The organism is Pseudooceanicola nanhaiensis DSM 18065 (genome assembly GCF_000688295.1).
Lineage (GTDB): Bacteria > Pseudomonadota > Alphaproteobacteria > Rhodobacterales > Rhodobacteraceae > Pseudooceanicola > Pseudooceanicola nanhaiensis.
Window position 1 is genome coordinate 1,751,430 of the sequence record NZ_JHZF01000011.1, and the last position, 24,929, is coordinate 1,776,358.

The following is a 24,929-nucleotide window of genomic DNA, read 5'->3' on the forward strand; positions in this document are numbered from 1 at the left end:
CCGGAGGGGGTCTCCCGGCGCCGCCACTCTTGAACCATCCGCGCGGTCAGAAGCGACCGGCGAACTCGTCAACCTGGCGTTCGGCTTCGTCTTTTGCGACGCCGTAACGTTCCTGTACACGGCCGATGAGCTGTTCACGGCGGCCTTCGGCACGGTCCAGATCATCCTCGGTCAGCTTGCCCCAGTGTTCCTGAGCCTGACCCTTGAGCTGTTTCCAGTTGCCTTCGATGCGGTCCCAATTCATATCGGTTCTCCTCTTGAGAGAGCTGGGCCTTATCGCCCGGCTTCGAGGATGAAACGCGCCCCCGGCCCGCGCGGTTCCGAAATCGACAAAGGTTGATCGGCGCGAAACGGCCGCCCCCGGTTCCCCCTGGCGCGGCGGATATCGCGCCGTAACATGCCGAAATCCCTATGCTTTCCCCAAGCCATCCGGATCGGTCCGGCAGGGAACGGGCGTCAGAGCTCCCGCGCCCAGACCTGCCCCACGAGGTCGTGCCCGAAGGAATGATGCGGCTCTTCCTCGACCAGCTCGAATCCCGCCCGGACATAGATGCGCCGGGCCGAGACCAGCACGTCATTCGTCCAGAGCTCGATGCGCCGGTAGCCCGCCTCCCGTGCGAAGGCCAGCACCGCGTCGACCAGCCGGGACCCGATCCCCGCCCCCCGCGCCGCCCGTTCGACGTGGAGCAGCCGGAGCTGTGCCGTCTGCGCGTCCTTCCTGACAACGAAGACCGCGCCGACCCGGGTGCCGTCGATCTCGGCGATCCAGCCGCGTTCGCGCGCCGGGTCCTGCGTCGCGGCGAATTCCGCGAGGATCTTCAGCACCAGCGTCTCGTATTCCGCGGTCCAGCCGTATTCGCCCGCGTAAAGCGCCGATTGCCGCGACACGACCCAGCCCAGGTCGCCCGGCTCCGGCGCGCGCAGCTCGACCGAGACCGCCGGATGCGGTCGCCCGCCCAGCAGGCGCGTGATCAGCCGCATGGCCCGGATGACGCGGGTCCGGTCCTCGCCGGTGAGCCGATCCAGCGCGGCGCCCATCTGCGTCTGCGCCCGCTGGTCAAGCTCCTGAAAGGCCGCCTCGCCTTCGGATGTCAGGGTGATCCCGAGCCGCTTTGCATGGCCTTCCGTCGGCGCCCGGACGATCAGCCCGGCCCTTTCGAGCCCCTTCAGCACGCGGCTGATCTGCCCCGCATCCATCCTGAGCGCGCGGGCCATGTCGGCGGCCTGCTGGCCCTTCGGCCCGGTGGCGATCTCGTGCAGGACCCGCGCCTGCGGCAGCGAGAACGGGCTTTTGAGCATGCGGTCCGACAGGGCGTCCGCGTAGCTGGTGTAGAACCGCGTGAAGCGGCGGGCCTCGGTGACGGCGCGGGAGAGGGATGTTGACTCGGTCATTATTGATCTAGTCAACATCAACCCGCTTCATGTCAAGCCAATTCCTGACGCGCATCGGCGTCAGGGACGTCAGACGAATTGTTCGGAAATCAGCCGTTCCTCGAGACCGTGGCCCGGGTCGAAAAGGATGCGGTGCGAGATCGCGGGCTCCGAACGGATCTCGACGACCACCACATCGCGGACCGAGCGGCTGTCGGCATCGGCCATGACCGGGCGCTTGTCGGGTTCCAGCACGTCGAAGCGCACCCGCGCGGTCTTGGGGATCAGCGCGCCGCGCCAGCGGCGCGGCCGGTAGGCGGCCATCGCCGTCAGCGCCAGCACGTCCGCCCCGATCGGCAGGATCGGCCCATGCGCCGAGTAATTGTAGGCCGTGGACCCGGCGGGGGTCGCCAGCAGCGCCCCGTCGCAGACGAGCTCCTCCAGTCGCACCTTGCCGTCGACGCTGATCCTGAGCTTGGCGGCCTGCGGTCCGGCGCGCAGCAGCGACACCTCGTTGATCGCGAGCGCCCGGTGCTCCGTCCCGTCCGCGCTGGTGGCCTTCATGGAGAGCGGGTTCACCACTTCCTCCTCGGCCAGCGCGAGGCGCTCGAGCAGCCCCTCCTCGGCATATTCGTTCATCAGGAAGCCCACGGTGCCCCGGTTCATCCCGTAGACCGGCGCGGGCAGGTCCTGCGTGCGATGCAGCGTGTGGAGCATGAACCCGTCGCCGCCGAGCGCCACGATCACCTCCGCCTCGGCCTCGGGCGCGTTGCCGTAGCGCGCGACCAGCGAGGCGCAGGCCGACCGGGCCATGTCGCTGCGACCGGCCGTGAAGGCGATCTTCATGTCCATGAAGGGGTCCCGTTTCCCATAGAGCGCAATCGGTTCCGAAAGAACCACATCCGTTCTCCGGGCGCCAGCCTCGGGCGCCGGAACCCGCTTTTCATGATCATTATGTCGCGTTCGGACCTTTTGCGCCGCCGCGGATCCGGGTAGGAAGCGCCAACGCCACTGACAAGGACGGATCATTCCATGAAGGATGTCGGCTTCTTTTCCAGCCCGCTCGCGGAACGCGACCCGGAGATCTTCGACACCATCGGCAAGGAGCTCGGCCGCCAGCGCGACGAGATCGAGCTGATCGCCTCGGAGAACATCGTCTCCGCCGCCGTGCTCGAGGCGCAGGGTTCGGTCCTGACCAACAAATACGCCGAGGGCTACCCGGGCAAGCGCTACTACGGCGGCTGCCAGTACGTCGACATCGCCGAGACGCTGGCGATCGAGCGGGCGAAGCAACTCTTCAACTGCGGCTTCGCCAACGTCCAGCCCAACTCCGGCTCCCAGATGAACCAGGCGGTGTTCCTGGCGCTCCTGAAACCCGGCGACACCTTCATGGGGCTCGACCTGAACTCGGGCGGTCACCTGACCCACGGCTCGCCGGTGAACATGTCGGGCAAGTGGTTCAACGTGGTCTCCTACGGGGTGCGCCAGCAGGACCAGCTGCTGGACATGGAGGACATCCGCGCCAAGGCGCGCGAGCACAAGCCCAAGCTGATCCTCGCCGGCGGCACCGCCTATTCCCGGATCTGGGACTGGGCCGCCTTCCGCGAGATCGCGGACGAGGTCGGCGCCTACCTGATGGTCGACATGGCCCATATCGCGGGCCTCGTCGCGGGCGGCGCGCATCCCTCGCCCCTGCCCCACGCCCATGTCTGCACCACGACCACGCACAAGTCGCTCCGCGGCCCCCGCGGCGGGATGATCCTGACGAATGACGAGGACATTGCCAAGAAGGTGAACTCCGCCGTCTTCCCGGGCCTGCAGGGCGGGCCGCTGATGCATGTGATCGCCGCCAAGGCCGTGGCCTTCGGCGAGGCGCTGAAGCCCGAATTCCAGGATTACGCGGTGCAGGTCGTCGCCAACGCCAAGGCGATGGCCGATCAGCTCATGAAGGGCGGGATCGACATCGTCTCGGGCGGCACCGACAACCACCTGATGCTCGCCGACCTGCGCCCCAAGGGCGTCACCGGCAAGGCCGCCGAGGCCGCGCTCGGCCGCGCCCACATCACCTGCAACAAGAACGGCGTGCCCTTCGATCCGGAGAAACCCTTCGTGACCTCGGGCATCCGCCTCGGCACCCCCGCCGGCACCACCCGCGGCTTCCGCGAGGCCGAGTTCCGCCAGATCGCCGACTGGATCGTCGAGGTCGTTGACGGGCTTGCCGCCAATGGCGAGGACGGCAACACCTCCGTCGAGGACAAGGTGAAGGCCGAGGTGGCCGAGCTCTGCGGGCGCTTCCCGCTCTATCCGGGGCTCTGAGACCGGGGTGCGGCCGCCTCCGGCCGGAGTGTGAGAGGCGATCGGGACACCGTCCGCCGGACGGTGTCCGCCCCGAACGGGCGGAGCCCGATGGAAAGATGAAGACCGGGGTGTCCCTCCGCTTCATCTTTCCGAAAATACTCCGGGGGTAGGCCGCAGGCCGTAGGGGGCAGCGCCCCCTTCCGAGGGCAGGATGATGACCGACGCCGCGACAGACGCACCAGGGCCCCGCCCGCTGGCGGGGCTTTTCCGCTTCCTCGGCCACCAGCTCTGGGCGGCGCTCTTCGCGGTGATCCTGCTGGCGGCGATCCTCGGGACGAAACTGATCTGGCAGGAGGGCTGGGCGCTCACCCGCTACGACGCGCTGGTGCTGATCGCGGTCGCCTCGCAGGTCGCGATGCTGGCCTTCCGGCTCGAGACCTGGGACGAGTTCAAGGTGATCCTGCTCTTCCACCTCACCGGCACGGTGATGGAATGGTTCAAGGTCTCCGCCGGCAGCTGGTCCTATCCGGAGGCGGGGGTGATCAAGCTCTTCGACGTGCCGCTCTTCACCGGCTTCATGTATGCCGCCGTCGGCTCCTACATCGCGCGCTCGATCCGGCTCTTCGACATCGTGCTGGCCCCCTTCCCGCCCTTCGGGCTGGTGGTGGCGCTCGCCGTCGGGATCTATGCGAATTTCTTCGCGCATCACTTCCTGCCGGACATCCGGCTGGCGCTCTTCGCGGCGAGCGTGCTGTTGTTCTTCCGCACCCGCCTGACGCTGACCGCGGGCGGCCGGCGCCGCTCCGTCCCGATGCTGGGCGCGGCGCTCCTGGTGGCGGGGCTGCTCTATATCGCCGAGAACATCGGCACCTTCACCGGAACCTGGGTCTATGCCGGTCAGAAGGCGTGGGAGCCCGTCCGCCTCGGCATGCTGGGCTCCTGGTATCTGCTCTTCTTCGTGAGCTTCGCGACCGTCCTGGTGGTCTTCCGCGGCGCCTGCCGCCCGGGGCCCTGGCTCAGATCCAACCGCGCCAGCGGGCCAGCGCATAGATCAGAAGCCCGAGGATCAGGAAGTTGACCGCAAGGCTGCGCAGGATCGACAGCAGCAGGTCCACCCGGCGCTTGTTCGGGTTCACCGATTTCAGATAATCCTCGAGGATCTCCGCCTCGCGCGCGACCCGCTTGCGGTCGATCTGCCAGAAAAGCTTCGGATGACCGGCCATGTAATCCGCATCCGCCACCGCGCCGCCTGCCCGGCGCATCCGGCGGGGCAGCCGCCGGCCGGCCTTCCTGAGCGCATGGCGCAGGCCCTTCTCGCCGGTGCCGAAGCCCCGGTCCAGAAGCTCCTCGAGCCGTCTGGCCTTCGCCGCGATGTCCAGTTCCGCCATGCCTGACAGGCCCCCTTGCCTCCGTCACGCCGCAGGTCTACCGAAGAGCCATGCTGAACACCATCCCGCATGGCGCGCCGACCGCCGAACCGCCGCTGCTGATCGTCCACGGGCTCTTCGGATCCGCGCGGAACTGGAGCGTCATCGCCAAGCGGCTCTCGGACGTGCGGCAGGTGCTCACCGTGGACATGCGCAACCACGGGCAAAGCCCCTGGGCGCCGAGCCAGAGCTACGAGGACATGGCCGGAGACCTCGCCGAGGTGCTGGAGGATGTCGGGCCTGCCGATGTGCTCGGCCATTCGATGGGCGGCAAGGCGGCCATGGTTCTGGCCCTGACCCGGCCCGAGCTGGTGACCCGTCTGATCGTCGCGGACATCGCGCCGGTCACCTACCGCCACAGCCAGTCCGACAAGATCGCGGCGATGCGGGCGGTGGACCTCGACGCGGTCGAACGGCGCTCGGACGCGGATGCGCAGCTGGCCCGGCACCTCGACGATCCGGCGCTCTGCAGCTTCTTCACCCAGTCGCTCGATCTCAAGGAGAAGCGCTGGCGGCTCAACCTCGACGTGCTGGGGGCGGAGATGGAGAAGATCATCGGCTTTCCCGAGGTGACGGGGCAGTTCGGCAAGCCGACGCTGTTCCTGACCGGCGGCAATTCCGATTACGTCGGCCGTGACGACCGCGACACCATCACCGCGCTCTTCCCCAAGGCGCGTTTCGTCGGCATCCCCGGCGCGGGGCACTGGATTCACGCGGACAAGCCCAAGGAATTCGTCGCCGCGGTTTCGGAATGGCTGGCGCGGAGCGAAGCCCCGCGCTGAACTTTCAGAGGCCGTTCGGCCCGCGTGTCGCGGCCGGTGCGTCCTTCCGCAGACCGTCCTGCGGCGGCCAGTCCGGGTCGCGCCGCTTGATCCGCTTGGACGCCCAGAGGCCGAGCGGCACCCCGAGCGCGAGCCCGATGACCGCCGACCAGAGCAGCGCCCCGAGGCTGTAATACCCGAAGACAAAGAAGGCGATGAGCGCCGCACCGGCGACGCAGGCGACGGCTAGGGTGGTGGTGAACCAGCTGAGACGTGTCTTCATGGCGCAATGCTCCTTTGCGGGCCTTCTGGCCTGACCAACGCCCCGCCGGCGGCGCGGGTTCCGGGCTCAGCCGCCCGGCAGCATCCGCGCAGACACGCCGTCGCGCAGCCAGAACCGGTGGACGAGCGTCGCGCCGATGTGGCCGAGGATGACAACCAGGAGGAGCGTCTTCAGCACCTCGTGCGCCTCCGCCGCCGCCGCGGCGCCGAGGAACCAGCCCGCGGCGCCCGAGAACGGGACCAGCAGCATCAGGCCGTAAAGCGCCCAGTGCCCGATGCCGGCGGCGCGGGCGGCCAGCGGATGGCCCCCGTTCCGGCGCGGCGCGCCATGGGTGACGCGGACCGCCAGGCGCCACACCACCAGCACCAGCACGGCCGAAGACGATGTGGAGGGTCGCACCGGCCCCCGGGTCGGCGATCCCGGTGCTGGCATAGGCGCGCCAGGCGGCCTCGATCCCGTCATGGGCGAGGAACTGGACGGCGATCAGGCCGGTGACGGCCCAGTGAAGGATGATCTGGGTGCGGGAGTAGCGGGCGGGCATGGCGGGGTCCTTTCCTGTCAGACCCCTGCTACGCGCCGCCGCCGGTTTTCCGTCGCGGCTCAGCGCTCGAGGCGGAAGCCCAGTTTCACGCCGACCTGGTAATGCGCGACCTGGCCATCCTCGCCCACATGGCCGCGGATCTGGGTGACCTCGAACCATTCGATGTTGCGGACGGATTTGGACGCGGCCGAGACGGCCTTCTGGATCGCGTCGTCGATGGAGGTCTCGGACGAGCCGTAGACTTCGGTGATCGGATAGATGTGGTCGGACATAGGTCGCTTTCCCTTGTTGCAGGAAGTGGGACCTAGTGCAGGGAGCCGGGGTGGCGAGGGGGTGGGACAAGGCGCGTCACCCGCGACTCCGTGACGGGGGGGGCCGACGACCTCCCCCCAACACCCGGGGCTCAAGCTATCTGCACGGTGACGCTCGCCGGACGCGTTGCGCCCCTGCGGCTCAGCTGTCCATCTTCAGCGCCGAGATGAACGCCTCCTGCGGGATGTCGACCTTCCCGAACTGGCGCATCTTCTTCTTGCCGGCCTTCTGCTTGTCGAGCAGCTTCCGCTTCCGCGTCGCGTCCCCGCCGTAGCACTTCGCCGTCACGTCCTTGCGCAGCGCCGCCAAGGTCTCGCGCGCGATGACCTTGCCGCCGATCGCCGCCTGGATCGGGATCTTGAACATGTGGCGGGGGATCAGCTCCTTGAGCTTCTCGCACATCGCACGGCCCCGCATCTCGGCCCGGTCGCGGTGGACCATCATCGAGAGCGCGTCGACCGGTTCGTCGTTCACCAGGATCTGCATCTTCACGAGGTTGTCCTCGCGATATCCGATCAGCTGGTAGTCGAAGGACGCATAGCCTTTCGTGACGCTCTTCAGCCTGTCGTAGAAGTCGAACACCACTTCGTTCAGCGGCAGATCGTAGACCACAAGCGGGCGGTTGCCCGCATAGGTCAGCTCCATCTGGATGCCGCGGCGGTCCTGGCAGAGCTTCAGCACGTCGCCGAGGTATTCGTCGGGCACCATGATGGTCGCCTTGATCCGCGGCTCCTCGATATGGTCGATATGCGTCGGGTCGGGCATGTCGGCGGGGTTGTGCAGGTCGATGACCTCGCCGTCCTTCATGTGGAGGTGATAGATCACCGAGGGCGCGGTGGTGATCAGGTCGATGTCGTACTCGCGCTCGATCCGGTCGCGGATCACCTCGAGGTGCAGCAGGCCGAGGAAACCGCAGCGGAAGCCGAAGCCGAGCGCGGCCGAGGTCTCCATCTCGAAGGTGAAGGAGGCGTCGTTCAGCGCCAGCTTCTCGATCGCGTCGCGCAGGTCCTCGAATTCCGAGCTGTCGACGGGGAAGAGGCCGCAGAAGACCACAGGGATCGACGGCTTGAAGCCGGGGAGCGCGGTCTCGACCCCCTTCTTCTCGGTGGTGATCGTGTCGCCGACGCGGGTGTCGCGGACCTGCTTGATCTGGGCGGTGATGTAGCCGATCTCGCCCGGGCCCAGCTCCTTCACCTCGGTCATTGCCGGGCGGTAGACGCCGATCCGGTCGATCTCGTAGACGCCGCCGGTGCGCATCATGCGGATGCGCTGGCCCTTCTTCAGCACGCCGTCGATGACGCGGACGATGACCACGACGCCGAGGTAGCTGTCGTATTTCGAATCGACCAGCATCGCCTTCAGCGGCTTCTCGGCATCGCCCTCGGGCGGCGCCGGCAGACGGGTGACGATGGCCTCCAGCACGTCGGGGATGCCAAGGCCGGTCTTGGCAGAGATCTCGATGGCGTCCTGCGCCTCGATCCCGATCACGTCCTCGATCTGGTCCTTGACCCGCTGCGGCTCGGACGCCGGCAGGTCGATCTTGTTCAGCACCGGCACGATCTCGTGGTCGGCGTCGATCGCCTGGTAGACGTTGGCGAGCGTCTGCGCCTCGACCCCCTGGGTGGCGTCGACCACGAGCAGCGAGCCCTCGACCGCCTGCATGGAGCGCGAGACCTCGTAGGCGAAGTCGACGTGTCCGGGCGTGTCGATCAGGTTCAGGACATAGGTCTTGCCGTCCTTCGCCGGATATTCGATGCGGACGGTGTTCGCCTTGATGGTGATCCCCCGCTCGCGCTCGATATCCATGGCATCGAGGAGCTGCTCCTTCATGTCGCGCTCGGCGACGGTGCCGGTGAGCTGGATCAGCCGGTCGGCCAGGGTGGATTTCCCGTGGTCGATATGGGCGACGATGGAGAAGTTTCGGATGAGGGATCTGTCGGTCATGCGCGCGCATGTAGCAGAGGCGCAGGGACCTTGGAAGATGGCATGATATGGCCGACGCGGTTTGCACGCCGGGTCATTGGCGGGTAAGTGCCCGGACGGGAGGGTCGCGCGATGACAATGGGCGTGGCACTGGCGATCGGCATCGCCATCGGGGCGGCACTGGGTGTCGCCATGGGCAACATGTCCGCCGGCATCGGCCTGGGCATCGCTGTCGGCCTCGTGCTGGCCGTGGCGCTCCGGCGCGAGGACCAGGGCGGACCGGGCCAGGACGGCGACTGAGCCGCCCGGGCGGATCTCACCCTACGGAAACGTGAGCGCGACAATTCCCGCGACCGGGCTACCATTGCCGCGACAGACCACCGAGGAGCCTGCCCGATGATCACACGCCGCCGCCTTCTGCTGACCGGAACCGCCGTCACCGGCGCGACCGTCTTCCTGCCCTATGCCGCCATGGCCCAGACCGGGGCGGGCGACCAGTTCGACGCCGCCGAGGGGCCGGTGACCGTGCACCCCGTGAGCCACGCCTCCTTCGTGATGGAGACCCCCGTCGGCACGATCTACAACGATCCGGTCGGCGACGCCTCGGCCTATGCCGATTTCCCGGAGCCCGACCTGATCCTCATCACCCACGAGCACGGCGATCATTACAACGCCGACACGCTCGCGGCCCTTGTCGGCCCCAACACGCAGCTGCTGACCAACCCGGCGGTGTTCGAGATGCTGCCCGACGGGCTCAAGGCGCGCGCCACCTCGATCGCGAACGGCGAGGAGACCACCGTCCTCGGCCTGAGGATCGAGGCGATCCCGGCCTACAACATCACCGAGGAGCGGCTCCAGTATCACCCGGAAGGCCGCGACAACGGCTACATCCTGAATTTCGACGGGCTGCGCGTCTACATCGCCGGCGACACCGAGGACATCCCCGAGATGCGCGCGCTGAGCGACATCGACGTGGCCTTCGTGCCGTTCAACCTGCCCTACACGATGACCGAGGAACAGGCGGCCTCGGCCGTGGCCGAATTCGCGCCGAGCTACGTCTATCCCTACCACTACCGCGACAGCGACCCCGAGAAGTTCGCCCGGCTCCTGGCCGATACGGATGCGGGGACCGAGGTCAAGATGGGTCCCTGGTACGAATAGCACTGACCGCCGCATGGGCCGGCAACGGGCGCGGGTCACACCGCGCCCGTTCTCGTTTCGCGCCCATGCACGAAGGTCACGCCCCTTGTTTTCATGGCCCCGCCCCGCATCGCGGCCTTGCGGCAGGCAGGCCGGTTTGGCATAGTCGGGCCACCCTGCGTCAGGCCGCGCGAAAGCACGGGCGGGGGGCCGGCGGACCCGGCGAACGAGCAAGCAACGATGCGGCCGGAAAAGCGCCGCACGACAAAGAGGCCAGTCAATGAAACGCGTCTTCACGGCGGCAGGCACCGCCATTTTCATGTCCACCTTCTCGGCAGCCCATGCCGGTCCGATCGACAACGCCTGCATGTCGAGCGAACGCGGCGGGAATCGCGCGCTCTGCGGCTGCATCCAGGCCGTGGCGAACATCACGCTGAACGGCCAGGACCAGCGGCTGGCGGCGAAATTCTTCGCCGAACCGCAGATGGCGCAGGATGTGCGGATGTCGAAAACCCAGTACCACGACGAATTCTGGAAGCGGTACGAACAATTCGGCGCCACCGCCTCGGCGGCCTGCTCCTGAGGTTCGGACCCGCGCGGGCGATCCGCGGGCGCTGACCTCGATGAGGTCGAAGGCGCCCGCGCAATCCCCGTGCAACAGGGATGCGGGACCTTGCTCGCCCCGGTGTCCGGGGCGCAGTCGGTGAACGGCGGGGCCGGCGCCTCGCGCCCCGCAGGCCGGAGCCGCTCGATCCCCGCAAGGGATCCGTCGCGACGTTCAGGTTGAACAGCCCGCGATCCTCCGCCCCCGCACCGTCGCGCCGCGGGGGCTGGCCTCAGGGCGGGTGTGCATGCTTTGCTGGCCGGGACAGGGGGACCCGATGGACAAGATCGTGATACTCACCGGCGCCGGGATCTCGGCCGAGAGCGGGCTGGGAACCTTCCGCGGCGCGGGCGGCCTGTGGGAGCGCAAGCGGGTGGAGGACGTGGCGACGCCCGAGGGCTTCGCCCGCGACCCGCAGATGGTGATCGACTTCTACAACATGCGCCGCGGCAAGCACCGCGAGGTGCAGCCCAACCCTGCGCATGACGCGCTCGCCCGGCTTCAGGCGGAGTACGGCGGCGAGGTGGTGATCGTCACGCAGAACGTGGACCGGCTGCACGAGCGCGGCGGCTCGGCCGGGGTGATCCACATGCACGGCGTGCTGGACGGGCTGCTCTGCAACGCCTGCGGCTTCCGCTGGGACTGGCCGTTCGAGCGGAAGCTGGACCTCGAGACCCCCTGCCCCAGCTGCGGGGCGGGGCCCACGCGACCCGATGTCGTGTGGTTCGGAGAGATGCCCTATTTCCTCGACGAGATCGAAACCCACCTCTCCGGCTGCGACCTTTTCGTGGCGATCGGGACCTCCGGGAACGTCTATCCGGCCGCCGGATTTGTTCAGATTGCGGACATTTGCGGCGCCGACACGCTCGAGATCAATCTCGAGGCCAGCGCCGTCTCCTCGGGCTTTGCACGCCAGCTGCGCGGGCCCGCGAGCGAGGTCGTCCCCGCATGGGTCGAGGACGTGCTGTCGAACCGCGCCTGACCGGGCCTTCCAATATCGAACAATCCGGACCTGCCCGGAAGAGCGGCAGACTCTTCAAATCTGACCCCTTCCGGCAGGATCACGCTGATTTGCCACCCTGTCCCCCTTTCGCCACACAAAGCCCAAGCCTATAAGGCGGACGGCCGGTGGCGCACGAGTCGCGGGCCTCTTGGGGCATGGTTTCATCGGGGCAGGACACAAACGGAATGGGAATTTTCGACAAGATGCCGGGGCTCTTCTCGTCTGACATGGCGATCGACCTCGGAACGGCGAACACGCTCGTCTACGTGAAGGGCAAAGGCATCATCCTGTCGGAACCCTCGGTTGTCGCCTACCACGTCAAGGACGGCGTCAAGAAGGTGCTGGCCGTGGGCGAGGACGCCAAGCTGATGCTTGGCCGGACCCCCGGCTCGATCGAGGCGATCCGCCCGATGCGCGAGGGCGTGATCGCCGATTTCGACACCGCGGAAGAGATGATCAAGCATTTCATCCGCAAGGTGCACAAGCGCTCGACCTTCTCGAAGCCGAAGATCATCGTCTGCGTGCCGCATGGCGCGACCCCGGTCGAAAAGCGCGCGATCCGCCAGTCGGTCCTGTCCGCCGGCGCGCGTCGCGCCGGTCTGATCGCGGAACCCATCGCCGCGGCCATCGGGGCCGGCATGCCGATCACCGACCCGACCGGGAACATGGTCGTGGACATCGGCGGCGGCACCACCGAGGTGGCGGTCCTGTCGCTTGGCGACATCGTCTATGCCCGTTCGGTGCGGGTCGGCGGTGACCGGATGGACGAGGCGATCGTCTCCTACCTCCGCCGCCAGCAGAACCTCCTCGTCGGCGAAAGCACCGCCGAGCGGATCAAGACCTCCATCGGCACCGCGCGGATGCCCGACGACGGCCGCGGCCAGTCGATGCATATCCGCGGCCGCGACCTGCTGAACGGCGTCCCGAAAGAGACCGAGATCACGCAGGCGCAGGTCGCCGAGGCGCTGTCGGAGCCGGTGCAGCAGATCTGCGAGGCGGTGATGACCGCGCTGGAAGCCACCCCCCCGGACCTCGCCGCCGACATCGTCGACCGCGGCGTCATGCTGACCGGCGGCGGCGCGCTTCTGGGCGATCTCGACCTCGCGCTGCGCGAGCAGACGGGGCTTTCCGTCTCGATCGCTGACGAAAGTTTGAATTGCGTGGCTCTCGGAACCGGCAAGGCTCTGGAATACGAGAAACAGCTCCGCCACGCGATTGACTACGACAGCTGAGCCGGGAAGACTCGGCGGCAGGTCCTGAGCGCCCGGCGGTCCACCCCGGCGGCGCGCCACCATTTCCATAGCGAAGGGTTTCGATGGCCCGGAATCGAGGACAGGACGAAGATTACGTCGCCCCGCTCAGGCGTCTCCTGATCGGGGTCCTCGTGCTGTGCCTGCTGGCGGTCTTCCTGGTCTGGCGGATCGACAGCCCGCGGGTCGAACGGTTCCGCGCGCAGGTGGTCGACAAGGTGCTGCCCGGCTTCGACTGGGCGATGGCGCCGGTCACGGCCTCGGTCAACATCCTGCGGGACTTCCAGTCCTACCACCGGATCCACGAACAGAACCGCGAGCTGCGGCGCGAGTTGCAGCAGATGAAGGCGTGGAAAGAGGCGGCGCTCCAGCTCGAGCAGGAGAACGCCCGCCTTCTCGACCTCAACAACGTGCGGCTCGATCCGCGGCTGACCTACATCACCGGCGTGGTGATGGCCGACAGCGGCTCTCCGTTCCGGCAGTCGGTGCTGCTGAACGTCGGCGCGCGCGACGGGATCGTCGACGGCTGGGCGGCGATGGACGGGATCGGCCTCGTCGGGCGGATGTCCGGCGTGGGGGACAGCACCAGCCGCGTGCTGCTGCTGACCGACACCTCCTCCAGGGTTCCGGTGACGATCCAGCCCTCGGACCAGCGGGCGATCCTCGCGGGTGACAATTCCTCGGTCCCGCCGATCGAGTTCCTCGAGGATCCGGACCTCGTCCGGCCCGGCGACCGCGTCGTCTCCTCGGGCGACGGCGGGGTCTTCCCGGCCGGTCTGCTGATCGGACAGGTCGCGCAGGATCCGGGCGGGCGCCTGCGGGTGCGGCTCGCGGCCGATTTCGAGCGGCTGGAATACCTGCGCGTGCTGCGGCACCTCGGGTCCGAACGTATCGAGGATCCGGGCGCCTTGGTCGGGCCGCGGTTCATGCCGCTCGACGCAGAGGCCGAGGCGCTGGACGCGCCGGACACCGCGGCGGCGGCGGAGGATGCGGGCAATGGCTGAGACCGTCACCGCCACACCGCCCGCCAAGCGCTGGATCATGCGCGCGGCCTTCATCGCGCTCGGCCTCGCCATCATCGTCTTCAGCCTGATGCCGCTCGAGACCACGCCGCGGCGCTGGACCGGGCCGGACCTTCTGCTGGTGCTCTGCTGCGCCTGGACGCTGCGGCGGCCGGATTACGCCCCAGCCCTGTCGATCGGGCTGCTGGTGTTCCTGGCCGATCTGATGTTCCAGCGCCCGCCGGGCCTGATGGCGGCGCTCGTGGTGCTGGCCTGCGAATGGCTCAAGGGTCAGGGCCGGGCGATGCGCGATCTGCCCTTCCCGGCCGAATGGCTGGCCGCCGCCGCCGCGATGACGGCGGTCATCATCGGTTACCGCGTCATCCTCGCCATCACCTTCGCGCCGCTGCCGCCGATCATGCTGAGCCTGATCCAGCTGGTCGCCTCGGTCCTGGTCTATCCGCTCGCGGTGCTGTTCCTGATGGCCTTCTTCGGGCTGCGCCGGAACCGGCCGGGCACGCTCGGCGCATTGGGGGGCCGGCTGTGAAGCGATCGCCGAAGGACACCGCCGAGAGCGTCCGCCGCATCACCCGCCGGGGCCTGATCCTGGGCGGCGGCATGGTGGGCTTCATGGGTCTGCTGGGCGCCAGGATGCGCTACATGCAGGTGGATCAGGCCGACGAGTTCCGCCTGCTGGCCGAGGAGAACCGGGTCAACATCCGTCTGATCCCGCCCGCGCGGGGCGAGATCTTCGACCGCAACGGCCGGATCATCGCGCATAACGAACAGGCCTACCGGATCGTCATGGTCCGCGAGGACGCCGATGACGTGGACGAGACCATCCGCCGCCTGTCGCGCCTCGTGCAGCTTGACCCGGACGAGCTGGAGAAGGCGCTGGCCGAGATGAAGCGCTCGGCCCCGTTCCTGCCGATCACGCTGGCCGACCGGGTGAGCTGGGAGGACATCTCGCGCGTGGCGATCAACGCCCCCGCCCTGCCGGGCATCACGCCCGAGGTCGGGCTGTCGCGGAACTATCCCCTGCACGACGATTTCGCGCATGTGGTGGGCTATGTCGGCCCGGTCTCGGATTACGACCTCTCCAAGATGGAAGACCCCGACCAGGTGCTGCGCATCCCGCGGTTCCAGATCGGCAAGGTGGGCCTCGAGGCGAAGATGGAGGACGAGCTCCGCGGCAAGGCCGGCGCGCGCCGGGTCGAGGTGAACGCCGCGGGTCGCGTCATGCGCGAGCTGTCGCGGCAGGAGGGTGTCGAGGGGACGAACCTCCAGCTCACCATCGACCACATGCTGCAGAACTACGCCCAGGCCCGGATGGCGGACGAGAGCGCGGCGGCCGTGGTGATGGACGTGCGGAACGGCGACATCCTCGCCATCGCCTCCACCCCCAGCTTCGATCCGAACCTCTTCGTCCGCGGGATCTCGGTCGGCGATTACAAGGCGCTGACCGAGAACAAGTACCGCCCGCTCGCCAACAAGACCGTGCAGGGCACCTATCCGCCGGGCTCCACCTTCAAGATGGTGGTGGCGCTGGCCGGGCTCGAGGCCGGCGTCGTCAACGCCGACAAGACCTATTACTGCCCCGGCCACCTGACCGTCAGCGGCCGTCGCTTCCACTGCTGGAAGGGCGGCGGGCACGGCCACGTCAACATCGAGAAGTCGCTCCAGCAGAGCTGCGACGTCTTCTATTACGAGCTGGCGATGGAGGTGGGCATCGAGCGCATCACCGAGATGGCCCAGCGTCTGGGCATCGGCATCCGCCACGATCTGCCGATGTCGGCCGTGGCGCAGGGGCTGACGCCGACGAAGGCCTGGAAACAGGAGGTGCGCGGCGAGAGCTGGCTGATCGGCGACACGGTGAACTCGGCCATCGGCCAGGGCTTCGTGCTCGCCTCGCCGTTGCAGCTGGCCGTGATGACCGCCCGGATCGCGACCGGGCGCGACGTGAAGCCCCGGCTCATCAAGTCGATCGACACGGTCGAGCAGGAGATCGCCGAGGCCGCGAGCCTCGGGATCAACGAGAACCACCTGCGGCTGGTGCGCCACGGGATGTACCAGGTGTCGAACAGCCAGCGCGGCACGGCCTATTCCAACCGGATCGAGCCCAAGGAATTCCGCATGGCCGGCAAGACCGGCACCAGTCAGGTCCGCAACATCACCGCCGCCGAACGGGCGCGCGGCGTGTTCCGGAACGACCAGCTTCCCTGGGAACGGCGCGACCACGCGCTCTTCGTCGACTTCGCGCCCTACGACAATCCCCGGATCGCCGTGTCGATCGTGGTCGAACACGGTTCGGGCGGCTCCACCGCCGCCGCGCCGATCGCGCGGGACATCACCCTTCAGGCGCTCTTCGGCGACGATCCGCCGCTCGACGCCTATCCGCGCAAGGACCACGGCCGCATCCAGACGCAGCAGGAGAAGCTGCGCGAGATGCGCCCGCCCGAGGACGGACGGGGGCGCAGCCGCGCATGAGCTACCTCGAGTACAACGTCCAGTGGACCCCCACCGGATGGCGCAAGATCCTCTACATCAACTGGCCGCTGGCGCTGCTGCTCACCGCGGTGGCCTGCGTCGGCTTCCTGATGCTCTACTCGGTCGCGGGCGGATCGTTCTCGCCCTGGGCCGAACCGCAGATCGTTCGCTTCGGCATCGGCATGGCCAGCATGCTCGTCGTCGCCATGGTGCCGCTCTGGTTCTGGCGCAACGTCTCGGGGGTGGCCTACCTCGGCTCGCTGGCGCTTCTCGTGGCGGTCGAGCTCTTCGGCCATATCGGCATGGGCGCACAGCGCTGGATCGACCTCGGCTTCTTCCGGCTCCAGCCCTCCGAGCTGATGAAGGTGGCGCTGGTGATGCTGCTGGCCGCCTATTACGACTGGCTGCCGGTGAAGAAGGTCTCGCATCCGCTCTGGGTGCTGGTGCCCGTCATCATCATCCTCGTGCCCACTTACCTCGTGCTCGCGCAGCCGGACCTCGGCACCGCGATCCTGCTGCTGGCGGGGGGCGGCGCGATCATGTTCTTCGCCGGCGTCCACTGGGCCTATTTCGCGGCCGTCATCGCCGCCGGCGTGGGCCTTGTCACCGCGGTGTTCAAGAGCCGCGGCACCGACTGGCAGCTTCTCAAGGATTACCAGTTCCGGCGGATCGACACCTTCCTCGATCCCTCCTCGGACCCGCTGGGCGCGGGCTATCACATCACCCAGTCGAAGATCGCCCTCGGCTCGGGCGGCTGGACCGGACGCGGCTTCATGCAGGGCACGCAATCCCGGCTGAACTTCCTGCCCGAGAAGCACACCGACTTCATCTTCACCACCCTCGCCGAGGAATTCGGATTCATCGGCGGGATCTCCCTTCTCACGCTCTACGCGCTCATCATCGCCTTCTGCATCGTCTCGGCGCTGACCAACGCCAGCCGCTACGGGTCCCTGCTGACGCTGGGGATCGCGACGACATTCTTCCTGTTCTTCGCGGTCAACATGTCGATGGTCATGGGCCTCGCGCCGGTGGTCGGCGTGCCGCTGCCGCTGGTCAGCTACGGCGGCTCGGCGATGATGGTGCTGCTCGCGGCCTTCGGGCTGGTGCAGAGCGCCCATGTCCACCGACCAAGAGGCCGCCGTTGACCCTGAATATCCTGTTCGCCGCTACCGAGGCCCGCTGGCCGCAATACGAGGCCCCGCTGCACCGCGCGCTCGAGGCGGAGGGCATCACCGACTACCGCCTCGCCACCGAGATGCCGGCGGAGGAGGTCGACTACATCGTCTACGCGCCGAACTCCGACCTGCAGGACTTCACGCCCTACACCCGCACAAAGGCGGTGCTGAACCTCTGGGCCGGGGTCGAGGGAATCGTCGGCAACCGGACCCTCACCCAGCCGCTCTGCCGGATGGTCGATTCGGGGCTGAAGGAAGGCATGGTCGAATGGGTCACCGGACAGGTCCTGCGGCACCACCTCGGGATCGACGAGGTGCTGGCGCGGCAATCGGGCGAATGGCGCCCCAGCGTGCCGCCGCTTGCCCGGAACCGGCCCGTGGGCGTGCTGGGCCTCGGTGAGCTGGGCGCGGCCTGCGCGGGGGCGCTCGCGGCGCTCAACTTCCCCGTCGCGGGCTGGAGCCGGACCGAGAAGCACATCCCCGGCATCACCTGCCACCACGGCGCCGAGGGCCTGAAGACCGTGCTCGCCGGGTCGCAGATCGTCGTGCTGCTGCTCCCGCTCACCGGCGCCACCGAGAACATCCTCGACGCCGACGCGCTGTCGCGCCTGCCGGAGGGCGCGGTGATCGTGAACCCCGGCCGCGGCGCGCTGATCGAGGACGAGGCGCTGCTGGCGGGGCTCGACGCGGGCCACCTGGGCCATGCCACGCTCGATGTCTTCCGGCAGGAGCCCCTGCCCGCCGACCATCCGTTCTGGCGGCATCCGAAGATCACGGTCAGCCCCCATGTCGCCTCCGAGACCCGGCCCGAGACGGCGGCCGAGGTCGTGGCCCGAAACATCCGGCGCGGCGAGGCGGGAGAACCCTTCCTCCACCTCGTCGATCGCGGCGCGGGGTACTGAACGCGGGCTTCGGCCTGCAATTTGTGCTGCCCCTGAAAAGGTAACGGTTTGTTAACCAATTTCATGCGAGCGTGCACTCGGCGGCCCTGTTGGGGATTTCTCGGGGTCGCCAAGGGGAAGGCCCCCCGTTCCCGCGCGGGGGGCCGTTTCCCGGCCTGCACCGGCCCTGGGGGCGGCGGTCTCCCGGATCGGGTTTACGGACCGTCGCCTCTTGACCTCCCCCCCGATTGGCCATAGAGAGCGCGGACGGAATTCGATGGCGCTGCGCGAGGGCGGCGCCGTTTCATTTGGACGAGGGCGCGACCCGCCCGCTAGACGATCGAGGAAAGACCATGTCGCGCCGTTGCGAACTGACCGGAAAAGGCCCGATGACGGGCAACAATGTCAGCCATGCGAACAACAAGACCCGTCGCCGGTTCCTGCCGAACCTGAACGACGTTTCGCTGCGCTCGGAAGCTCTGGGCCGGAACATCAAGCTCCGGATCTCCGCCTCCGCGCTGCGCACCGTCGATCACCGCGGCGGTCTGGACAAGTTCCTGGCCAAGGCGAAGGACGCAGAGCTGTCCGACGCCGCGCTGAAAGTGAAGAAAGAGATCATGAAGGTCCAGGCCGAGGCCTGATCCTTCGCCGTCCCGTCGGGACAGCAGACACGAAGGCCGGGACGCGATGAGCGCCCCGGCCTTTCTCGTTCCGCCCGCGCGATTCGCCTGCTGCCATGCGCGGCGCCTGCCGCCCGCCCGCGGGGATCGCGCCGGCCGCGAGGACGAGGCGCGCAAGGGCCCCTGACCGACATCCCCGCCACGCGGGTGAGCCGGTCCATGCCGGTCGCGGTATCGCCCGTGGCGGTCGCAAAGCCGTTCCGCCGCCGTGAGCCCTGTCGTCGGAGCCATCCCGGGCCCTCCTCTCGGGACCCGGGATGCAAAGCGGTCGTCCGACCCGGCAGGGGCGGCGGTCGCCGTCAGCCTTTCCGGGCGCGCAATCCGGCGATGGTCGCGGTCGGAGACAGCGCCTCGGGATCGAGGATCAGGTGCAGGATCGCGGGCTTGCCGCTGGCGCGCGCCGCCTCGAAGGCGGCCGGGAAATCCTCCGCCGTCTCGACCCGTTGCCCGAAGCCGCCATGCGCCTCGGCCAGCGCCGCGAAATCGGGGTTGGTGAGCGAGGTGGAGGAGACCCGTTCGGGGAATTCCCGCTCCTGGTGCATCCGGATCGTGCCGTACATGCCGTTGTCGACCAGAACGACGATCAGCGGAATGCCGTGATGCGCGCAGGTGGCGAATTCCTGGGAGGTCATCATGAAGTCGCCGTCGCCCGCGAGGTTCACCACGACCTGGTCCGGCCGCGCCCGCTGCGCCGCGATACCCGCCGGGAAGCCGTAGCCCATCGAGCCCGATGTCGGCGCGAGATGCGTGTTGAACTGCGTGAAGCGATAGTAGCGGTTCAGCCAGACGGCGAAGTTCCCCGCCCCGTTGGTCAGGATGGCGTCGTCGGGCAATGCGTCCCGCATCCAGGTCAGGACCTTGCCCATCTGGAGCGCCCCGGGGTTCTCCCGCGGCTCCTCCGACCAGTCGAGATAGGCCGCCCGCGCGGCCGAGACCCATTCCCCCTGCCGCGGCGCCTCGGGCGAGAGCCCGTCGAGCACCGGCGCGATGCCCTTCGGCGTGGCGCTGATCCCGAGGGCCGGCTGATAGACCCGGCCGATCTCGTCCGGATCGGCATGGACATGCACCAGTTTCTGCGCGCCCGACGGGATCGGCAGCAGCGTGTAGCTCTGGGACGAGATCTCGGACATCCGCGAGCCCATGACGAGGACCAGATCGGCCTCCCCGATCGCCTTCACCAGCGCCGGATTCGCCCCGAGGCTCAGGTCGCCGGCGTAATTCGGATGCTGGGCGGGGACCATGCCCGCGCGCCGGAAGCTCGCGGCGAAGGGGATGGCGTAACGCTCGCAGAGGCCGGTGAAGGAGGCGACGGCGGCCTCGTCCCAGCGGGAGCCGCCGAAGATCGCGAAGGGCCGCTCGGCCCCGGCCAGCAACTCCGCCAGCGCCGCGGCGTCGCCCGCGGCAGGCGCGGTCTCCACCGGCTCCACCCGCGGCGCGTCGGCGACCTGCACCACGTCGTCCAGCATGTCCTCGGGCAGCGCGATCACCACCGGGCCGGGCCGGCCCTGCATCGCCACGCGGAAGGCACGGGCGACCAGTTCGGGAATCCGGGCGGCGTCGTCGATCTCGACGACCCACTTCGCCATGGTCCCGAAGACCGCGCCGTAATCAAGCTCCTGGAACGCCTCGCGGTGCTTCATGCCCCGCGCCACCTGGCCGACGAACAGGATCATCGGCGTCGAATCCTGCGCCGCCACGTGGACCCCCGCCGCAGCATTGGTCGCGCCCGGCCCCCGCGTCACGAAGCAGATCCCCGGCCGCCCCGAAAGCTTGCCCCAGGCCTCCGCCATCATCGAGGCCCCGCCCTCCTGCCGGCAGGTGATCATGTCGACGCCCGATCCGATCAGCGCATCGAGCACGCTGAGGTAGCTCTCGCCCGGCACGCAGGAGGCGCGCTCCACGCCCTGGGCCAGAAGCTGGTCGACAAGCACGCGCGCGCCGGTGCGGTCTTTGGGGGTGACGGACATGGGGGGCTCCTTGCTGATTTCGGCGCCACTCTTTCCGATCCGCACAGGAAACGAAAGCCCCCTCCGCCCCGCGCGCCGCCCGAGGCAGGGCGCGGGGTCGCCTGCTTCCTCTTGCCGAAAATATCCCCGCCGGAGGCCGCGCCCGGAGCGGGCTCGATGCCCGCTTCGGGCGCCCCCGTCGCGACGCCGGGGGCGGCGCAATCACCCGAGGGCCGCGACCACCTCGCCCGCCCCGATCACGCCGATCTCCGCGCCGTTCTCCCGCACGCTCACGACCTCGGCCCCGCCCGAGATCAGCGCGATCGCCTCGGTCACCGGCGCCTCGGCATCGAGCGCCGGCGCGCCCTCGGGCGCCGTGCCCGCACGCATCACGTCACGCGCCCGGAGCACGCCCAGCGGGTTCATGTGGGCCACGAACTCCGCCACGTAATCGTTCGCCGGATGGGCGATGATCTCGGCCGGCGTGCCGCACTGGACGATCCGCCCGCCCTCCATGATCGCGATCCGGTTGCCGATCTTGAACGCCTCGTCGAGATCGTGGCTGACGAAGAGGATCGTCCGCCTGAGCCGCGCCTGCAGCTCCAGCAATTCGTCCTGCAGCCGGGTCCGGATCAGCGGGTCCAGCGCGGAGAAGGGTTCGTCCATCAGCAGGATCGGCGCATCCGTGGCAAACGCCCGCGCGAGGCCGACCCGCTGCTGCATCCCGCCCGACAGCTCGCTCACCTTCCGGTCGGCCCAGTCGGTGAGCCCCACCATCTCGAGCTTCTCGTCCGCCCGCTTCACCCGCTCGGCCTTCGCCACCCCGGCAAGCTCCAGCCCGAGCGCGACGTTGTCGCGCACGTTGCGCCAGGGCAGCAGGCCGAATTGCTGGAACACCATCGCCACGGATTTGCGGCGCAGCTGCTTCAGCGCCTTCTCGCCGTCCTGCGGCAGGGTGCAGGTCCAGTCGCCATCCGTCACCCGGACCGCGCCCCGGGTGATCGGGTTCAGCCCGTTCACCGCCCTGAGGAGCGTCGACTTGCCGGACCCCGAAAGCCCCATGAGGACGAGGATCTCGCCCTCCTCCACCGAGAGCGAACAATCGTGAACCCCCAGCACCTGGCCGGTGGCGCTCTGGATCTCGCTGCGGTCCTTGCCGCGATCCATCAGCGGCAGCGCCTCTTCCGGGTCCGAGCCGAAGACGATGGAAACCTTGTCGAAGACGACGGCGCTCATTTCCTGCCCCCGACCCGCAGCATCCGGTCGAGGATGATCGCGACGACCACGATGACGAAGCCGCTCTCGAACCCGAGCGCGGTGTTGACCGAGTTCAGCGCCCTGACCACCGGCACGCCCAGCCCGTCCGCGCCCACGAGCGCGGCGATCACCACCATCGAGAGCGAGAGCATGATCGTCTGGTTCAGCCCGGCCATGATCTGCGGCAATGCGTAGGGCAGTTCCACCTTCCAGAGCGTCTGCTGCGGGCTCGCCCCGAAGGCCTGCGCGGCCTCCATCAGCGGCGTCGGCGTGGAGGACACCCCCAGATAGGTCAGCCGGATCGGCGCCGGCAGCACGAAGATCACCGTCGCGAAGAGGCCCGGCACCATGCCGATGCCGAAGAAGACGATGGCCGGGATCAGGTAGACGAAGGCCGGCAGCGTCTGCATCAGGTCGAGCACCGGCTGCATCCAGGCATAGAGCTTCGGCCGGTGCGCGGCGAGGATGCCGATCGGCACGCCCAGCCCCATGCAGACCACGCAGGCCGAGATCACCAGCGTGAGGCTCTCGGTCGTCTCTTCCCAGTAACCCTGGTTGATGATGAAGAGCAGCCCCACGACGACCAGCGCGACCGTCTTCCAGTTGCGCTGCAGCACCCAGGTCAGCGCGCCGAAGATCGCGATCATGACCAGCGGATTGGGCGCCTGCAGCAGCCACATCAGCCCGTCGATCGCGCTGTCGAGCGTGTCGGCGAGAAGGTCGAAGAAGAACGAGAACGTCTCCTCGAGCCATTCGAAGAAGTCGCCGGCCCACTGGCCGACGGGTATCTTGTGCTCGGTCAGCCACTCCAGCATGCACGCCCGTCCCTGTCTTGTCCGTTGAAGCGGGTCCGGTCCTGATGCCGGGGCCCGGCGGCCCGTCCCGGGGGCCGGGGACGCGGCGGAACGCCCGCCGCGTCCCGTGCCGTCACTCGAGCTCTGCCGTCACGGCCGCGACCGCGTCGCCGCCGTCCCGGGTCGTCACGCCGTCGAGCCAGGGCTTCCAGGCGTCGGGATTGGCCTTCAGCCAGGCCTCGGCCGCCTCCTCCGGATCCGCGCCATCGTCGAGGATCGCCCCCATGATCTCGTTCTCCATGGCGAGCGAGAAGCTCAGGTTGCTCAGGAAGGCGCCCACGTTCGGGCATTCCTCGACATAGCCCTTGCGCACGTTGGTATAGACCGTCGCGCCGCCCAGGTCGGGACCGAAGAAATCGTCCCCGCCCTCCAGGTAGGTCAGGTCGAAATTGGCATTCATCGGGTGCGGTTCCCAGCCGAGGAAGATCACCGGCTCATCGCGTTCGGTCGCACGCTTGACCTGCGCCAGCATCCCCTGTTCGGAGCTTTCGACCACTTCGAACCCCTCGAGCTCGAAGGCGTTCTGGCCGATCATGTCCATGATCAGCCGGTTGCCGTCATTGCCCGGCTCGATCCCGTAGATCTTGCCCTCGAGCGCGTCCTTGTGCGCCGCGATGTCCGCGAAATTGGCGATCCCGAGGTCGGCCGCCGCCTTGTTGGCCGCGAGCGTGTATTTCGCGCCCTCGAGGTTCGCCTTCAGCGTCTCGACCGAGCCGTCGTCGCGGTAGGGCGCGATGTCGGCCTCCATGGTCGGCATCCAGTTGCCGAGGAACACGTCGACGTCGCCCTTCGACAGCGCGGTGTAGGTCACCGGCACCGAAAGCACCTTGGTCTCGGTGTCATAGCCGAGCGCGTCGAGCATCACGCTCGCGGCCGCCGTCGTCGCCGTGATGTCGGTCCAGCCGACATCCGAGAAGACGACCTCGTCACAATCGGCCAGCGCTCCGCCGGCCCCGATGATCAGGGCCAGAACACTCGCAAGGCTGCGCTTCAACATGAGACTTCCTCCTTGTTTGTCACCGTCGCAGGCCCCGGTCGGGGCTTGCGTTTTTATTGATTGATGAGTTAATCAAAAACCAGAGCTCCCTGCAACCGCTTGGCGGAAAGGGGGATTGGCGCCACCCTAGAGGAGATTCCTGAAATGCCAAAGGTGGGAATGGAACCTCTGCGGCGCGAAGCGATGATCCGGGCCACGATCCAGGCGATCGGCGAGGCCGGCTCGCTCGACGTGACCGTGAGCCAGATCGCGAAGCGCGCCGGGATGTCCTCGGCGCTGGCGCATCACTACTTCGGCTCCAAGGACCAGATCTTCCTCGCCGCGATGCGTCACATCCTGCGCAAATTCGGCACGTCCGTCACGCTGCGGCTCAGGAACCTCGACGACCCGGCGGCGCGGATCCGCGCGATCATCGCCGCCAGCTTCGCCGAGGGCCAGTTCGACAAGGAGGTCGTCGCCGCCTGGCTGACCTTCTACGTCCGCGCGATGCAATCCGAGGACGTGGCGCGCCTGCTCTCGGTCTATGCCCGGCGGCTGAAGTCGAACCTGATGCACGATCTCCGCAAGCTCTTCGACGATGCCGAGGCCGAACAGGTCGCCCAGGGCCTCGCCTCGCTGATCGACGGTTTCTACATTCGCCACGCGCTGCAGCACGTGGCCCCGGACCGCGACGCCTCGCAGGCCCTGGTCTGCGACTACCTCGCCCTCTGGATGGAACGGAAGGCGCGCGGCTAGGCC

The 24,929-nt window shown here is 68.3% G+C and carries 27 protein-coding genes; 15 read left to right on the forward strand and 12 right to left on the reverse strand.

Features of this window, described 5'->3' with window-relative positions:
- Positions 1-46: 46 nt before the first annotated feature.
- The 3 genes from Q344_RS0109580 to Q344_RS0109590 form a co-directional block, all read right to left on the reverse strand.
- On the reverse strand, positions 47-244 hold the full coding sequence (locus tag Q344_RS0109580; protein WP_028286496.1) for a CsbD family protein: 198 nt from the start codon (positions 242-244) through the stop codon (positions 47-49).
- Between the two features lie 212 nt (positions 245-456).
- On the reverse strand, positions 457-1,392 hold the full coding sequence (locus Q344_RS0109585) for a bifunctional helix-turn-helix transcriptional regulator/GNAT family N-acetyltransferase (RefSeq protein WP_028286497.1): 936 nt from the start codon (positions 1,390-1,392) through the stop codon (positions 457-459).
- Positions 1,393-1,461: 69 nt separating this feature from the next.
- Positions 1,462-2,223, reverse strand: a complete 762-nt coding sequence (locus Q344_RS0109590) for an NAD kinase (protein ID WP_028286498.1) — start codon at positions 2,221-2,223, stop codon at positions 1,462-1,464.
- Positions 2,224-2,403: 180 nt separating this feature from the next.
- Here Q344_RS0109590 and glyA point away from each other — a divergent pair, with 180 nt between their 5' ends.
- Both glyA and Q344_RS23620 read left to right on the forward strand, forming a co-directional pair.
- Complete coding sequence (gene glyA, locus Q344_RS0109595) at positions 2,404-3,687, forward strand: serine hydroxymethyltransferase (protein ID WP_028286499.1); 1,284 nt, start codon at positions 2,404-2,406, stop codon at positions 3,685-3,687.
- 193 nt (positions 3,688-3,880) lie between these two features.
- Entirely contained in the window at positions 3,881-4,747 is an 867-nt protein-coding gene (locus tag Q344_RS23620) for a DUF817 domain-containing protein (protein ID WP_084178347.1), read from the forward strand.
- Here Q344_RS23620 and Q344_RS23625 read toward each other — a convergent pair.
- The gene (locus Q344_RS23625) at positions 4,686-5,057 is read right to left on the reverse strand and encodes a hypothetical protein (protein WP_051630454.1); all 372 of its coding nucleotides are present in this window, start codon (positions 5,055-5,057) and stop codon (positions 4,686-4,688) included. The two genes, Q344_RS23620 and Q344_RS23625, sit on opposite strands and share 62 nt — an antisense overlap.
- A gap of 50 nt (positions 5,058-5,107) precedes the next feature.
- Here Q344_RS23625 and Q344_RS0109610 point away from each other — a divergent pair, with 50 nt between their 5' ends.
- Positions 5,108-5,878 (forward strand): alpha/beta fold hydrolase, encoded by a 771-nt coding sequence (locus Q344_RS0109610; protein WP_028286500.1) that lies wholly within the window; start codon positions 5,108-5,110, stop codon positions 5,876-5,878.
- A 4-nt stretch (positions 5,879-5,882) separates the two neighbouring features.
- Here Q344_RS0109610 and Q344_RS0109615 read toward each other — a convergent pair whose 3' ends face one another.
- From Q344_RS0109615 to lepA, 4 genes are all read right to left on the reverse strand, one after another.
- Positions 5,883-6,140, reverse strand: coding sequence for a phage holin family protein (locus Q344_RS0109615; RefSeq protein ID WP_028286501.1), 258 nt, complete (start codon positions 6,138-6,140; stop codon positions 5,883-5,885).
- 66 nt (positions 6,141-6,206) lie between these two features.
- Entirely contained in the window at positions 6,207-6,539 is a 333-nt protein-coding gene (locus tag Q344_RS23630) for a cytochrome b (RefSeq protein WP_169739185.1), read from the reverse strand.
- A 201-nt stretch (positions 6,540-6,740) separates the two neighbouring features.
- On the reverse strand, positions 6,741-6,953 hold the full coding sequence (locus Q344_RS0109625; protein ID WP_028286502.1) for a dodecin: 213 nt from the start codon (positions 6,951-6,953) through the stop codon (positions 6,741-6,743).
- Between the two features lie 181 nt (positions 6,954-7,134).
- A complete protein-coding gene (gene lepA / locus Q344_RS0109630; protein ID WP_028286503.1) occupies positions 7,135-8,937 on the reverse strand; it encodes a translation elongation factor 4 in 1,803 nt (600 codons plus the stop codon).
- Between the two features lie 111 nt (positions 8,938-9,048).
- Here lepA and Q344_RS26355 point away from each other — a divergent pair, with 111 nt between their 5' ends.
- The 11 genes from Q344_RS26355 to rpmB all read left to right on the forward strand — a co-directional run bounded on the left by Q344_RS26355 (position 9,049) and on the right by rpmB (position 19,098).
- Positions 9,049-9,216: a glycine zipper domain-containing protein gene (locus Q344_RS26355; protein ID WP_169739186.1), complete on the forward strand. Its 168-nt coding sequence runs from the start codon at positions 9,049-9,051 to the stop codon at positions 9,214-9,216.
- A gap of 96 nt (positions 9,217-9,312) precedes the next feature.
- Positions 9,313-10,077: an MBL fold metallo-hydrolase gene (locus Q344_RS0109640; protein ID WP_028286504.1), complete on the forward strand. Its 765-nt coding sequence runs from the start codon at positions 9,313-9,315 to the stop codon at positions 10,075-10,077.
- A gap of 259 nt (positions 10,078-10,336) precedes the next feature.
- A complete protein-coding gene (locus Q344_RS0109645) occupies positions 10,337-10,639 on the forward strand; it encodes a hypothetical protein (protein ID WP_028286505.1) in 303 nt (100 codons plus the stop codon).
- 298 nt (positions 10,640-10,937) lie between these two features.
- Positions 10,938-11,642, forward strand: coding sequence for an NAD-dependent deacylase (locus Q344_RS0109650; RefSeq protein ID WP_028286506.1), 705 nt, complete (start codon positions 10,938-10,940; stop codon positions 11,640-11,642).
- Between the two features lie 206 nt (positions 11,643-11,848).
- On the forward strand, positions 11,849-12,895 hold the full coding sequence (locus Q344_RS0109655; RefSeq protein WP_028286507.1) for a rod shape-determining protein: 1,047 nt from the start codon (positions 11,849-11,851) through the stop codon (positions 12,893-12,895).
- Between the two features lie 83 nt (positions 12,896-12,978).
- Positions 12,979-13,917: a rod shape-determining protein MreC gene (gene mreC / locus Q344_RS0109660; RefSeq protein ID WP_028286508.1), complete on the forward strand. Its 939-nt coding sequence runs from the start codon at positions 12,979-12,981 to the stop codon at positions 13,915-13,917.
- A complete protein-coding gene (locus tag Q344_RS0109665; protein ID WP_028286509.1) occupies positions 13,910-14,461 on the forward strand; it encodes a hypothetical protein in 552 nt (183 codons plus the stop codon). The genes mreC and Q344_RS0109665 overlap by 8 nt, the downstream gene beginning before the upstream one ends.
- Positions 14,458-16,401, forward strand: a complete 1,944-nt coding sequence (gene mrdA, locus Q344_RS0109670) for a penicillin-binding protein 2 (protein WP_028286510.1) — start codon at positions 14,458-14,460, stop codon at positions 16,399-16,401. Before Q344_RS0109665 ends, mrdA begins: the two co-directional genes overlap by 4 nt.
- Entirely contained in the window at positions 16,398-17,546 is a 1,149-nt protein-coding gene (gene rodA, locus Q344_RS0109675) for a rod shape-determining protein RodA (protein ID WP_028286511.1), read from the forward strand. The genes mrdA and rodA overlap by 4 nt, the downstream gene beginning before the upstream one ends.
- Complete coding sequence (locus Q344_RS0109680; RefSeq protein WP_028286512.1) at positions 17,543-18,478, forward strand: 2-hydroxyacid dehydrogenase; 936 nt, start codon at positions 17,543-17,545, stop codon at positions 18,476-18,478. The genes rodA and Q344_RS0109680 overlap by 4 nt, the downstream gene beginning before the upstream one ends.
- A 332-nt stretch (positions 18,479-18,810) precedes the next feature.
- Positions 18,811-19,098, forward strand: a complete 288-nt coding sequence (gene rpmB / locus Q344_RS0109685; RefSeq protein ID WP_028286513.1) for a 50S ribosomal protein L28 — start codon at positions 18,811-18,813, stop codon at positions 19,096-19,098.
- A gap of 338 nt (positions 19,099-19,436) precedes the next feature.
- On the opposite strand, the gene Q344_RS0109695 is transcribed toward rpmB, so the two are convergent.
- The 4 genes from Q344_RS0109695 to Q344_RS0109710 form a co-directional block, all read right to left on the reverse strand.
- On the reverse strand, positions 19,437-21,104 hold the full coding sequence (locus Q344_RS0109695) for a thiamine pyrophosphate-binding protein (RefSeq protein WP_028286514.1): 1,668 nt from the start codon (positions 21,102-21,104) through the stop codon (positions 19,437-19,439).
- A gap of 201 nt (positions 21,105-21,305) precedes the next feature.
- The gene (gene choV / locus Q344_RS0109700) at positions 21,306-22,319 is read right to left on the reverse strand and encodes a choline ABC transporter ATP-binding protein (protein WP_028286515.1); all 1,014 of its coding nucleotides are present in this window, start codon (positions 22,317-22,319) and stop codon (positions 21,306-21,308) included.
- Positions 22,316-23,152 carry a choline ABC transporter permease subunit gene (gene choW / locus Q344_RS0109705; RefSeq protein ID WP_028286516.1) on the reverse strand — a complete coding sequence of 279 codons (837 nt, stop codon included), beginning with the start codon at positions 23,150-23,152 and terminating at the stop codon, positions 22,316-22,318. The genes choV and choW overlap by 4 nt, the downstream gene beginning before the upstream one ends.
- 115 nt (positions 23,153-23,267) lie before the next feature.
- Positions 23,268-24,191 carry a choline ABC transporter substrate-binding protein gene (locus Q344_RS0109710; protein ID WP_028286517.1) on the reverse strand — a complete coding sequence of 308 codons (924 nt, stop codon included), beginning with the start codon at positions 24,189-24,191 and terminating at the stop codon, positions 23,268-23,270.
- Positions 24,192-24,335: 144 nt separating this feature from the next.
- On the opposite strand from Q344_RS0109710, the gene betI reads away from it, so the two are divergent.
- Positions 24,336-24,926 carry a transcriptional regulator BetI gene (gene betI / locus Q344_RS0109715; protein WP_028286518.1) on the forward strand — a complete coding sequence of 197 codons (591 nt, stop codon included), beginning with the start codon at positions 24,336-24,338 and terminating at the stop codon, positions 24,924-24,926.
- The last annotated feature ends 3 nt before the right edge of the window (positions 24,927-24,929 follow it).